Below are 13,448 nucleotides of genomic sequence, written 5' to 3' on the forward strand. Positions count from 1 at the left end.
TTAAAAGATTAAATTTCCTGTTCGGTCTGCATAATCAAAAGCAAACCATTAGATAAAGTTACCTTAAATAACCCAAAATTATCAATTTATAGCTTCATGAATATTAAACATTTCTTTGCAGCTTTTTTCATTTTCTTCGCCACACTAGGTTCTTCCATTGGCCAAGCTGGCTCAAGTGAATTATCAAAAAACAAAAATAGCTACCTGCTCCATTCTCCTTCACAAGCCCTGAAATTGGAGTTTTATTCTCCCGTGATCCTTCGCGTCCGGTGCGTTTGGGACAAAGAATTTGAAAATGAATATTCCTATATGTTAAAGCAACAGGAGTGGGAGCCTATTCCTGTAAAAGTGGAAGAAAGTGATGGTCACTTTGTTTTTGAGACGGAAAGGATGACTGTGATGGTGGATAAAGAGACTTTTCAGCTTTCCATATATGATGAGTATGGAGATTTACTTTCTGGAGAAAAAAATGAAATGGTGAGCGGGGGCGCATATCAGGATGGAAGCGCAGTTGGGGCTACAAAATTCCTGGCTCCAGATGAGCATTTCTTTGGTTTTGGTGAACGGATGGACTTCTTGGACCGACGAGGAAAGCGGTTGGACTTGAATGTAGGAAGGGGATTGGGCAGACCTCATATTATTGGAGCTTATAATGTTTTGGAAGCCAATTATTCTCCTGTTCCGTTTTTTATGAGCACCAAAGGTTACGGGATATTTTTCCATAATTCCTACGCAACTCATTGGGACATGGGGGCAAGCAAGTCCCAGGCTTTGCGCTTTGAAGCTGAAGGTGGGGAGTTGGATTATTTTTTTATGTATGGTCCTGATTTTTCTAAAATACTATACCACTACACGGACTTGACCGGGAGATCTCCTTTGTTGCCCCGTTTTGCACATGGGTTGCATGTGGGCACATATAGCGGAGGTACTTGGGGGCATGAGGAAATGACATCAACCCATTATGTGGTAGCTCTGGCGCAAAAATACAGAGAGAAAGGAATTCCATTTGATGTACTTCACTTGGATTCTACGTGGAGAATGTTCGGTAAAAATGGAGGGAGTGGTGCGACATCTTTTGAGTGGAGGGAAACTTTTAAAGATCCCGAGAGTATGTTTAAAAGCCTATATGCCCTGGATGTGAATATGGTAGGGCTTCATGTCAGGCCGCGGTTCGATAATGGAAATTACCTCAATCTATTGGACCAAGCCAGAGAAGAAGGGTATGTCTATCCAGAAGACCATAATCAAGGGGAATTTGTTAATGTCTTTGACCAGGAATCAGTGGATTGGTGGTGGAAAAATGGTGTGATGCGGATTGCCGAAATAGGAGCCATGTTTCTTAAAACGGATGAAGGCAGTGCTTTTGGGAGGAAGGCTAATGAGAGTAATAAAACAGGTCCCACAAGTGAGCAAGCGGTTCGGTTGCATAATGTGTTTCCTGTAGCCTATGCAAAAGCCCCTTATGAAAAGTTTAAGGAATATAATGGGATGAGGGGGATGAACCATACCCGAGAAGGTTATGCTGGGATTCAGCGATATCCATTTATTTGGGCAGGAGATTGGCCCAGTGAATGGCAGTACTTTGGACCTGTAATTAAAGCAGGAATAAATATTGGTCTGTCCGGAGTTGGATATTGGTCCCATAATATGGGAGGGTTTGAGCATCAAGCAGACCCTGAGTTGTTTATCAGGTGGGTACAGTTTGGTATGTTTAGCCCCGTAGCCCATGTGTTTGGAATGGATCATCCCGGTTATAAGGAGCCATGGAATTATGGTGAGAAAGCAGAGGAAATCTTTACGAAATATGATAAATTAAGGTATCGGCTGATACCTTACATCTATAGTACGGCCTTTCAGCAATACCAAACAGGCAAGCCAATCATGAGGGCATTGGTATTGGAGCATCAAAATGATTACAACACGTATGAAATAGATGATCAATATTATTTTGGAGACCAAATGATAGTGTGCCCAGTCTTAACCAAGGAAGCGCAGACAAGAACAGTTTATTTGCCAGAGGGCACTTGGTATGACTACTGGGATGGAAAGCCATACGAAGGCAAACAGTATTATAATATCGTGACTCCTTTGGATAAGCTGCCCGTCTTTGTGAAAGCTGGAGCGATCATTCCGATGCAGGAAGCGGTGGCCTTTGATAACAAAGAGCCTTTCGGAGACATTACTTTAGAAGTTTTCCCAGGTAAGGATGCAGTTTTTTCTTTGTTTGAGGATGATGGCATTTCTGAAAAGTACATGGAGGGAGCTTATGCTCAAACAACAATTGAGACCCATCAAGAAGCTGAAGCCTTGGCAATAAAAATAGGAACATCAGAAGGGGAGTTTGACCCAGGCGTAAGGAATTATATTCTGAAGCTCCATTTGGATAGCATTCCTCAAACTGTTTTGGCCAGTGGAAAGGATTTGGATATGATCTCTATTGATTCTTTGCTCTCCGGCCAGAAGGGTTGGCATTATGATGAAGCAGGGAAAGTTCTTTGGGCTGTTTCAGAAAAAGTGCCAGAAGATGTTTTAACCTTTCAAATTAAATAGTTTAATGATAATTAAGCTGCTTTTTGTATCAATTTTATCAGTACACAACAGGACAGTATTTCTGAAATAAAAAAATAAATTCGCTAACATATACATCAAACCTGTAATTAAAAAAACTAATCATAATGAGCACATTAGAAAGAACATTTAAGCATGTGAATTACCTCTGGGATGACCAAAAGGCCCAGGAACTAGAAGGAGATGAAGTGGCCCTTTTGATCTACCGGTCAAACATTTTGGGTGCTGACCTTCGGATAACCAACTATGGGGGAGGAAACACCAGCTGCAAGACCATGGAGACAGATCCTTTGACCAAAAAGGAAACGGAAGTGATGTGGGTAAAAGGTTCTGGTGGTGACATCGGGACTTTGAAAAAGAGCGGACTTGCAGGACTTTATGTGGAGAAATTACATGCCCTGAAAAATGTATACAGAGGTTTGGAGTTTGAAGATGAGATGGTAGGTCTTTTCAATCACTGTATTTATGATTTGGACTCAAAGGCACCATCCATTGATACACCATTACACGCTTTTTTGCCTTTCAAACATATTGACCACCTTCACCCCGACGCGGCGATTGCCATTGCAGCGGCAAAGGATGGTGAAAAGATTACACAAGAGCTTTTTGAAGGACAGATTGCTTGGGTGCCATGGCAGAAGCCGGGGTTTGACCTTGCCTTACAATTGGAGAAAGCTTTGAATGAAAATCCTGGCATCCGAGGAATCATGTTGGGTGGACATGGATTGTTTACTTGGGGAGATACTGCTTACGAATGTTACATCAACAGTTTGGAGGTAATCGATAAGGCTTCCATTTATCTGGAAGAAAATTATGGCAAGGATCGTCCAGTATTTGGTGGTCAGAAAATTGAATCGCTGGCGCCAGAAGCAAGGAAAGACCAAGCGGCCAAAATCGCTCCAGTATTGAGGGGTTTGGCTTCAGGGTATAACAGAATGGTGGGCCATTTTACCGATGATGAGCGAGTGTTGCAGTTTGCTAACAGTCATGACCTGGAAAAGTTAGCTCCATTGGGAACTAGCTGTCCAGACCACTTCCTTAGAACTAAAATCAGACCTTTGGTATTGGATTTTCCAGCAGATGTGGACTTGAGCAATGCGGAGGAAATCAAAGCCAAACTGGACAAGGATTTTGAAGAGTACAGGGCTTACTATACCAAATATTACGAAGACCACAAGCGTGACAACAGTCCCGCGATTAGAGATGCCAATCCGGTAATTATTTTATGGCCTGGTGTGGGTATGTTCTCTTATGCAAAGAATAAACAGACTGCACGGGTGGCCAGTGAGTTTTATATCAACGCCATCAATGTGATGCGTGGTGCTGAGGCGGTATCTGAATACGTTTCATTGCCTTTGCAGGAAGCTTTTGATATTGAATATTGGTTGTTGGAAGAAGCAAAGCTTCAAAGAATGCCCAAAGAGCAGCCACTTTCTAGAAAGATTGCTTTGGTGACTGGTGGTGCTGGCGGTATCGGAAAGGCTATTGCCGACAAATTGGCCAGTGAAGGCGCCTGTGTATTTATCACTGATATCAATCAGGACCGTCTGGATGAAGCAGTAGCTACTTATTCCAATGATGTAGGAGCGGGAGCCATCATGGACGTGACCAAAGGTGATGATATTGTTGCTGCACTAAAAGCAGCAACGCTGAAGTTTGGAGGAGTAGATATCATTGTGAACTGTGCAGGATTGGCCATTTCCAAACCGATCGAACAGACCACAGAAAAAGACTGGGATTTGCTTCAGGATATTTTGGTGAAAGGCCAGTTTGCCGTTTCCAAAGCTGCCGTGGAAATCATGAGAGAGCAAAAACTGGGTGGAGATATCATCAATATAGCCAGTAAGAATGCCTTGGTGTCAGGACCAAACAATGTAGGCTATGGAACAGCTAAAGCTGCACAAGTCCACATGAGCAGGTTGTTGGCAGCGGAACTGGGCAAAGATAAAATCCGCGTAAACGTGGTGAATCCAGATGCTGTGATCGAAGGAAGTAAAATATGGGAAGGCGAATGGGCTGCAGGAAGAGCCAAAGCTTATGGAATCAAAGTAGAAGAATTACCAGCTTTCTATGCCAAAAGAACGATCTTGAACGAGATCATAGGTGTGGACGATATTGCTAACGGTGTATTCGCCTTTGTGGGCGGTGACCTAAGCAAATCAACAGGTAACATTCTCAATGTGGATGGTGGTGTAGCTGCTGCCTTTGTAAGATAATTATGCGTTTAGATCAACAAAAAATAAATCAAGTAAATGAACAGACTCTCTCGGAACATCGGGAGAGTCTTGATCATTTGTCCAAAGTGCTGGGCAGAAAAGAAATCGATGCAAATAGTATAATCGGTAAATTGAAAGAATTCCAAGTGGCCATTCCTAGCTGGGCCCTGGGAACAGGAGGAACCCGATTTGGCCGCTTTTCCGGAGGCGGAGAGCCAGGAACCTTGGAAGACAAAATAGCAGATGTTGGGCTGCTTCACCAGTTAAGTCAGTCTGCAGGGGCGATCTCATTACATATTCCTTGGGATATTCCAGAAGACGTTGAGGCCATCAAACAACTGGCTGACAGTTACGGGTTGCTGTTTGATGCGGTTAACTCCAATACCTTTCAGGATCAGCCGGATCAAAAGCTGTCCTACAAGTTTGGTTCGCTTTGCCATGTGGACAAAGCCGTTCGTCAACAGGCTATTGACCATAATTTGGAGGTGGTGAAATATGGAGAAGCTTTAGGTTCCAAATCACTGACCGTTTGGTTGGCCGATGGGTCTTCTTTTCCTGGACAGCTGAACTTTAAAAAGGCTTTTCAAAGAACTTTGGAGTCTTTGCAGGCCATCTATGCGGGCATGCCTTCCGATTGGAAAATGTTTGTAGAATACAAGCCTTACGAGCCAAATTTCTATTCTACGGTGATCCAGGATTGGGGATCTTCCCACATGTTGGCAGATAAGTTGGGTGACAGGGCTTTTAGCTTGGTGGATTTAGGACACCATTTGCCCAATACCAATATTGAACAGATTGTTGCTACCTTGATGATGGTCGGTAAGTTGGGGGGCTTTCACTTCAACGACTCCAAATATGGAGATGATGATGTGACTGTAGGTTCATTAAAGCCTTATCAGCTGTTTTTAATCTTTAATGAACTAGTGGATGGCATGGAAGATCCCACTTCCAATAATCCATACCCAGCTTGGATGATTGATGCCAGCCATAATTTGAAAGATCCATTGGAGGACTTGCTACAGTCTTTGGAGGCCATTAAAATTGCTTATGCTCAGGCCATGTTGGTGGATCGAGCGGCTTTAGAGGAAGCAAGGGAAAATAATGATCCTTCATTGGCACAGGAAATTCTTCAGGCTGCTTACAGAACGGATGTGCGTCCACTACTGGCTGAGGCAAGGTTACATGCTGGAGGGGCCTTGGATCCGATTGGAACTTATAGAAGATTGAATGTCCGTAAGGAATTGATTGCAGCACGTGGTGCTAAAACAGTTTCGACAGGACTTTAAAATATTCTTGAATGTAGGATTGCTGTACTACACGTGCATTTAAGAACCATTACAACTCGATTACATTTATTTTTGGTGCGAAGTCCATTCTTTAGGAATTAATAAGGAATGGACTTAGTACTGAATGTTTGTTCTGTATAAAAGAACATAAATCTAATTGCCCATGATGCCATTACCGGTAATAGCCATATTTGATATAGGAAAAACGAATAAGAAATTCTTCTTGTTCGATGAAGAGATGAATGAGGTCAAGCAGGAATACTACAAAATTCCTTTGACCAAAGATGAAGATGGTTTTGAATGTGATGATTTGCCTGTGTTGACCGAATGGATTAAAGCTACAGTGGATGGAATTTGCGAATCTTCAGCTTATGAACTGAAAGGAGTGAACTTCTCTACCTATGGGGCTTCTTTTGTTCACCTGGATGAAGATGGTCAGCCTTTGACACCACTTTATAATTATTTGAAAGAAGTACCTCAGGTGATTATTGATGAGTTTTACCAAAGTTATCCTGAAGAAACCAATAATCTGGAAACTGCTTCACCATCTTTGGGAATGCTGAATTCTGGATTACAGCTATATTGGTTGAAAAAGACCCAACCTGATTTATTTTCAAAAATTAAATCTTCCTTGCATTTTCCACAATACCTGAGTTACCTCTTTACTGGAAAAGCAGTCAGTGAGCCGACATCCATAGGCTGTCATACGCGGCTTTGGGACTTTCAGAAGAGGGAATATCATGATTGGGTAAAGCAAGAAGGGATAGACAGGGTCTTGCCTGAAATTGTACCTACAAGCCAGACTTACCCCAGTGAGCTTTGCGGCCATGAGGTGCAAGTAGGTGTAGGAATCCATGACAGCTCCTCTGCTTTGGCTTCCTATTTGGTAAGGATCAAAGAGCCTTTTTTGTTGATATCCACAGGGACATGGAGTATATCTTTGAATCCTTTTACCCAAGATCCATTGACGATGGAGGAATTGGATAACGACTGCTTGAATTTTTTGAGTATTGATGGTAATCCGGTGAAAGCGTCCCGCTTTTTTATGGGCTATGAGTTTAATTACCAGATTGATAGAATCAACAAGCATTATAACAAGCCAGACAAATATTACAAGAATGTCGAGGCGGACAGGTCCATTCTTCAGCCTATTAAAGATGGGGCCGTCACAAATACTTTTTGCCCAAAGCATATTGCAGAAACACCCTTGGTGAAATCACTCTTTGGAGGAAATGAATGGAATCCTGAGGGTTTTGACTCCTTTGAGGAAGCTTATCACCACTTGATTTGGGGATTGACTTTACTTCAGGTGGCGTCGTTGAAATTGGCCAAAGGAAGCTCTAATATCAACAAAGTTTTTATAGATGGCGGTTTTGTCCATAACGAAGTATTTATGGAACTGCTGAGGCACTACTTGCCTGATTGTGAATTGGAATTCTCCGATTTTCCACTGGGTTCAGCCTATGGAGCCGCTTTGGTGTTAGAGCAGAAAAGTGGGGTTGGGGTGAAGTGATATGTGTTTTAACCACGGAGCGCAGGAAGAACGATGAGGTAGTTTTGACCATATAGTGGCTCTAGCCTGAGGACTTTAGACAATATGATCCGTATGGTTAATAAAAAACATGGCTATTGAGGCAAAAAAAGGTCGAGGCTGTTATGCTTCGACCTTTTTTTGATTTTAACTTTTTGGTCGCTTTGCCTGCAGCTCGATATCCACTAGATCCGCTACCCTGACAGGCTTATTGCTTTCAATACTTTTCCGGGCAGCAATGCCAATCAAGATGGACATGGCCCCATCCCTTGTTCCAGCGGATTGACGGTAAGGATCAGCCATATTGGGATCCTTGAAGAGCTTGTCTTTGAGCCTGGTATCACCTCCTCCGTGTCCACCACCCGCGTGAGGGATAGTGATAATTTCAGTATCTGCAAAGTTTTTGGTTAAACGGATTTCATCAGCAGGTTTTACCTCCCAAGGTTGGCTTTCCTTGATCCATGCCTCCAGTCGGCCCTTGGTGCCATTGAAAGCGATTCTATAGCCCTCATAAGGAGAGTAAGAAGTCAAGGAATAGCTCACTTGTACGTCATTCATGTATTTAATCTGCACGGCCATTTTGTCGTAGATGTCGATATCTTCACGGTAAACACAGCCATCTCTCAAATAACCATCATATTGTTCATTATCAGTATAGAGTCCTGTCAATCGCTCACTTTTGGTGATGTCCCAATAAAAGTCACATTTGCTTTTATGGGGACAAGGGCGGCAGTTGGTGTGTCGAAAAGGGCCATTCTTTCCATAGAATTCCAATTTGCCGTAGGCGAAAACTTCCTGTGGGTCGGAATCCAGCCACCAGTTAAGCAGATCAAAATGGTGGGTAGCTTTGTGAACCAGTAAAGTGCCACCTTTGTCACGGTAACCATGCCACCGTCTGAAATAAGAAGCCCCATGATCTGTATTGAGGTACCAGTGAAAGTCCACAGAGGTTACTGTACCAATTTCACCACTATGCAGCAATTCATAGATTTTTTGACGGTGAGGACTGTAGCGGTAGTTAAAGGTTACAATGACCGTTTTACCGGTTTTTCTTTCTGCGTTCAGGATATTTTGACATTTGACTTCATCGGTGGTCATGGGCTTTTCAGTGATTACATTGACGCCCGCTTCCAGTCCCTTAATGATAAACTGATCGTGGGTACTGTCCATGGTGGTGACGATCAGTACATCCGGTTTAGTTTTGACCATCATTTCGTCGAAATCCACAAAGGTGGGGCACTCTGCGCCAATGTACTTTTTTCCATACGCTAAACGGCCAGGGTTGATATCGGAAAGCCCTACAAATTCCACCTCATTAGAATAGTCTTCCATCACGCTTTTGCCAAACATGCTGGTGCCGCGAATTCCTGTGCCTACCAATGCTATCCGTAATTTTTTGGCAGGATCATCCCTAAGGGATAGTGCTTTGGCGATAGGATGAATAAAAAATGAGCCTGCAGTCATTATGCCGGCCTTGTGCATAAAAGCTCTTCGTTTTTTGTTAATAGTTTGATCTGACATTATGTTTCGGGTTATTGTTTTATACCACATAATATAATTAAAATGAAGACTTTATCTGTACTGAGTTTGGTGAAAATACATGGGCGGTACGCTATTAATCCAAGCATGTTTACTGTAATGATTACCTTAGCGGTTCGTTAACTATTAATACCATCGATTTTGATCAAAATGAGAAAACTACTTTTGTTTGGTTTATTGATTTTTATGGGAAAAATGACGCTGGCCCAAAGCATTGAACCAGCTAAGCTTATAGGAGAGTGGAAGCTGGTTCAGGCGGATATGGTGGATCAAGTCAGGTCTTCCCTAGCCTATAGACAAGCTATGGGAGAACAGAGAGAGGCCATGGATTACAAAATAAAAAGGCTATTGGAAAATACCTTTTACCATTTTCAAGATGGGGACAGCCTTCACTATACAGACCTCAAGGAAGGAGCAATTGTACAACAGTATGCCAATTTTACATTGGATCAGGACACGCTCTTGATCAAGGAAAGTAGCAAGATAAAGAAAGCCAAGATAGTGGAGCTGACAGCGGCTAGGTTGGTGATTGTGCCGATTTTGGAGGGAAAAGAAGCGATGGGCAAAATGGTTTTTGAAAAAGTGAGGCCATAAAAAAAGCCATCCGCCTAAGCGGACGGCCTTTCCACATCCAAAACAAACAATTAACCAATTAAATTTCCTTCATCATCCCACTGGGCCAATGTGGCCCTTGTATCAGGGTTCATATAGATAGGAATATATTTTTCTTCTAACTTAAAGCCATGCTTGGCCATTACTTCATCAGGAATACCGTTCCAAACATTTGGTCGATTTCCTTTGTAATCAAGGTCTTTGAAGCCTTCCTGTGAGGTGAAGAAACCGGTGGAAGTAAGGTCTCTCAAGGTATTGAAAAACTTCACACCACGGCTCATGGCTGGTTTGGCCTTTTCTGGGTAAGCGATATCATCGATAATCTGAATACGCTCCTCTGTACTTGCCTCCATAAAGGTCTTGCCAAAGCGATCATCAGCTTGATTGTCCAACCACATTAAACCTCCTCTCATTGGAGTTTGGTAATGAGGCATGTCCTTTACAATGAATTCAATGAAATCTGGTACACCAGCATCAGTAGCACTTCCTGATACATCATCTTTAGGGATGATCACATCTACCAAGTAGTTGAGTTTTTCCATCTCGCCTTCGGTGAAGAAAACATCCTCTTTCAAGGCGGCATTGTGAGCCATCTCTTCGGGTGTCCTGCCCCACTTGGTGCCTTCACCAATTACTGGTGCATGTGCGATTTCTTTAGGGGCTTCAGGTCCACAGCCAGTCATAAAAAGACCCGATGCCAATGAACCTGTAAACAATAGTTTTAAATTCTCTCTTCTATTCATCGCCCTATTTTTAGATATTTTTCTTTTTCAATTCACTAACAATATGGTCGGAAGTTCTCCAAGCCAATGCCAAGATGGTCCAAGTAGGATTTTTGTCTGCTTGGGATACAAACGAGCCTCCATCTACCACAAATAGGTTTTTGCACTCATGAGACTGGCAGTTGCTGTTCAAAACTGAAGTTTTAGGGTCATTGCCCATACGAGTGGTCCCCACTTCGTGGATGATTCTACCAGGAGCGTGAAGGCCATACTTGCTTTCAGGACCTGCTTTTTCTCCAAATAATACTGCTCCTGCATTGGTCAATACTTCTTCGAAGGTGTCCTGCATGTGCTTGGCTTGGTTGATCTCCTGATCACTCCAAGTATAGTTGAATTTCAATACAGGGATACCGAATTTATCCACCGTGTTGTTATCGATTTCACAGTAGTTATCATATCTGGGGATACACTCTCCTCTACCGGACATGCCAACCATGGAGCCAAAGTAACGACGAATGTCTTTTTTCAAGCCTGCTCCATAGCCTCCAGCTGCACCTGGATTGCCAAATTCATCCTTGATATGCTTTCTGATGGTGTCCATTCCAAAGCCAAAGCCATAGCTTGGCATGCTCATTCCACCCCAATATTCAATGTGGTAGCCTCTGGCAAAATCCAATTTGCTATTGTCCAACCACCATGGTGTGTACACGTGCATACCTCCAACACCATCTTCATTGTATTTTTGTCTATCAACCAAATCTGGGATAAAGCCCATTCGGTCAGAACCTGTGGAGTCATGGAGATACCTACCGATCATTCCGCTTCCGTTTCCAAGTCCGTCAGGGTGAACTGAAGATTTGGAATTAAGCATGATTCTAGCAGACTCACAGGCTGAAGCGCCTAGAACTACCACCCTTGACTTCAACTTGTATTCCTTCATGTCCACCTTACTGATGTAGGAAACGCCGGTAGCAAGTCCTTTGGCATCAGTGGTTACTTTTCTAACCATAGCATAGGTATAAAGGTCCACTTTGCCCTTTTTCATGGCTGGCTTCACTAGACAAGTACCTGCAGAGAAATCAGCATAAGCCTGACATGCTCGATTACATTGGTTACAGAAGAAACAAGCACCACGTTCGTTATTGATAGGCTTGGTTAGGATGGATAACCTGGAGGGCATTACCGGAACGCTCATTTTGTCCGCTCCTTTTTTGATATAAAGCTCGTGCAAACGAGGTTTTGGTGGAGGAAGGAAAAAACCATCAGGTTCGTTGTAGATGCCTTCTTTGGAACCAAAAACTCCAATCAGCTTATCTACTTTATCATAGTATGGTTTGATGTCATCGTAGCCAATTGGCCAGTTGTCACCCATTCCATCAATGTCTTTTCTTTTAAAATCATTTGGGCCAAAGCGTAAAGAAATTCTTCCCCAGTGATTGGTACGTCCACCGACCATTCTTGAGCGGAACCAATCGAATTCAGTTCCGTCTGCTTTAGTGTATGGTTCACCTTCAATGTCCCAGCCACCAATCGCGGCATCGAAGTCGCCAAAAGGCCTTAGACGGGTGCTGGCACCTCTTCGTGGCGATTCCCAAGGAAACCTTAGCTGTGTCCTGTCTTCTTCTTTGGCAGGGTCAAAATCTCCCCCAGCTTCCACAACAGCAACAGAAAATCCCGCTTCTGAGAGGATTTTGGATGCCATTCCCCCACCGGCGCCTGAGCCCACAATGATTACGTCATAGGCTTCTCCCGGTGAATTGATTTGAAAACTCATGTTTAATTATTTTATAATTGTCTTTTAAGTTAATTCAAGATTTTAATAAACCAAAGAAGTAAGAATGGATTTTATAAATGCTATGAAGACTTATGTTTAAGCTTCTAAAGGAATTTTGAAGCACAAAAATCCAAATTATCTTGGGTCTTTATTTCAAATGGAAATATATAAAAAAATAATTAGCTAAAAGGATTTAGTTTTACTTGGAATTATGGGTTTTAGGCATTGTTTTTGATTTTTTAGTAAAAAAATACGATTTGGTTATGGAAATGAAAGCTAAGGGGGTGAATTTTTGATAAAAATGTAAAATGTTTAATTGACTTTAAAAAATGGTGAAATTTGACAAATGGTTTTTGTACACTATAGATGATGAAATACTTGTCACCAATCAAAGGATTGGTGACAAGTATTTCCATACAGTTTCAGTAACAATTTTATGACCTTCCTCGGTTGGGTGAATGCCATCAGGTTGATTTAGCTCTGGATTTCCTCCCACTCCTTCCAATAGAAAAGGAATCAGGACTAAATCATTGTTTTGGGCTAGTTCAGGATAGATTTTTTTAAATTCAGAAGTGTAGTCTTCCCCCATGTTTGGGGGGATTTGCATGCCTGCGAGCATTAGCTGAGTATTGGGATATTTATTTTTGACCTTGTCCAAAATAGCTTGTAAGTTTTCCTTTGTGGCACTGAGTTGTATTCCTCGAAGCCCATCATTACCTCCCAATTCCAAAATGAAAATGGCTGGTTCGTCTTCCAGAAACCAATCGATCCTGCTCAATCCACTTGCAGAGGTTTCTCCACTTAAGCCTCCATTGATTACTTTGTAGTCTAATTCTAAACTGTCTATTTTATCCTGTATCAATGCCGGAAAAGCCTCTTCTTGATCTACGCCATAGCCTGCGGACATGCTATCTCCAAAGAAGAGTATGGTCTTTTCTGATTTTTTCTCAGTAGTTTGGGGCTCATCTTTTTTTTGAGCTACTTCTTCACGCTGAGAAGTAGAGTTGTTACAGGCAGAAAAGCTGATGATAAAGCCTAAAAACAATGATAATCGAGATATTACGTGTAATTTATACATAAAGTGAAACTTATTCTGGCGGATTTTCGATTTATATAGTTATTAATTAAATGAAGCCTAATCATCAAAAATGATTAATTTTCAGTGAAACCCGTATCTATTTTGAGCAATATTCCAGGACT

9 protein-coding genes are annotated in these 13,448 nt (G+C 42.2%); 5 read left to right on the forward strand and 4 right to left on the reverse strand.

What is annotated here, in order from left to right; translation table 11 throughout:
• Positions 1-96 precede the first annotated feature (96 nt).
• From JL001_RS07740 to JL001_RS07755, 4 genes are all read left to right on the forward strand, one after another.
• Positions 97-2,550 carry a glycoside hydrolase family 31 protein gene (locus JL001_RS07740; protein WP_200975546.1) on the forward strand — a complete coding sequence of 818 codons (2,454 nt, stop codon included), beginning with the start codon at positions 97-99 and terminating at the stop codon, positions 2,548-2,550.
• Between the two features lie 125 nt (positions 2,551-2,675).
• Complete coding sequence (locus tag JL001_RS07745) at positions 2,676-4,784, forward strand: bifunctional aldolase/short-chain dehydrogenase (protein WP_200975547.1); 2,109 nt, start codon at positions 2,676-2,678, stop codon at positions 4,782-4,784.
• Positions 4,785-4,786: 2 nt separating this feature from the next.
• A complete protein-coding gene (locus tag JL001_RS07750; protein WP_200975548.1) occupies positions 4,787-6,070 on the forward strand; it encodes a TIM barrel protein in 1,284 nt (427 codons plus the stop codon).
• A gap of 163 nt (positions 6,071-6,233) precedes the next feature.
• Positions 6,234-7,583 (forward strand): FGGY-family carbohydrate kinase, encoded by a 1,350-nt coding sequence (locus JL001_RS07755; protein ID WP_200975549.1) that lies wholly within the window; start codon positions 6,234-6,236, stop codon positions 7,581-7,583.
• 165 nt (positions 7,584-7,748) lie between these two features.
• Here JL001_RS07755 and JL001_RS07760 read toward each other — a convergent pair whose 3' ends face one another.
• Positions 7,749-9,122, reverse strand: coding sequence for a Gfo/Idh/MocA family protein (locus tag JL001_RS07760; RefSeq protein ID WP_200975550.1), 1,374 nt, complete (start codon positions 9,120-9,122; stop codon positions 7,749-7,751).
• Positions 9,123-9,290: 168 nt separating this feature from the next.
• On the opposite strand from JL001_RS07760, the gene JL001_RS07765 reads away from it, so the two are divergent.
• Positions 9,291-9,734, forward strand: a complete 444-nt coding sequence (locus tag JL001_RS07765; RefSeq protein ID WP_200975551.1) for a lipocalin family protein — start codon at positions 9,291-9,293, stop codon at positions 9,732-9,734.
• Positions 9,735-9,784: 50 nt separating this feature from the next.
• Here the strand turns inward: JL001_RS07765 and JL001_RS07770 are convergent, their stop codons facing one another.
• From JL001_RS07770 to JL001_RS07780, 3 genes are all read right to left on the reverse strand, one after another.
• Positions 9,785-10,495 (reverse strand): gluconate 2-dehydrogenase subunit 3 family protein, encoded by a 711-nt coding sequence (locus JL001_RS07770; RefSeq protein ID WP_200975552.1) that lies wholly within the window; start codon positions 10,493-10,495, stop codon positions 9,785-9,787.
• Between the two features lie 10 nt (positions 10,496-10,505).
• Positions 10,506-12,248 (reverse strand): GMC oxidoreductase, encoded by a 1,743-nt coding sequence (locus JL001_RS07775; RefSeq protein WP_200975553.1) that lies wholly within the window; start codon positions 12,246-12,248, stop codon positions 10,506-10,508.
• A 388-nt stretch (positions 12,249-12,636) separates the two neighbouring features.
• Positions 12,637-13,326: an arylesterase gene (locus JL001_RS07780; protein WP_200975554.1), complete on the reverse strand. Its 690-nt coding sequence runs from the start codon at positions 13,324-13,326 to the stop codon at positions 12,637-12,639.
• Positions 13,327-13,448: the final 122 nt, after the last annotated feature.

This window comes from Echinicola sp. 20G, from assembly GCF_015533855.1.
In the GTDB taxonomy this organism is placed as follows: Bacteria; Bacteroidota; Bacteroidia; order Cytophagales; family Cyclobacteriaceae; genus Echinicola.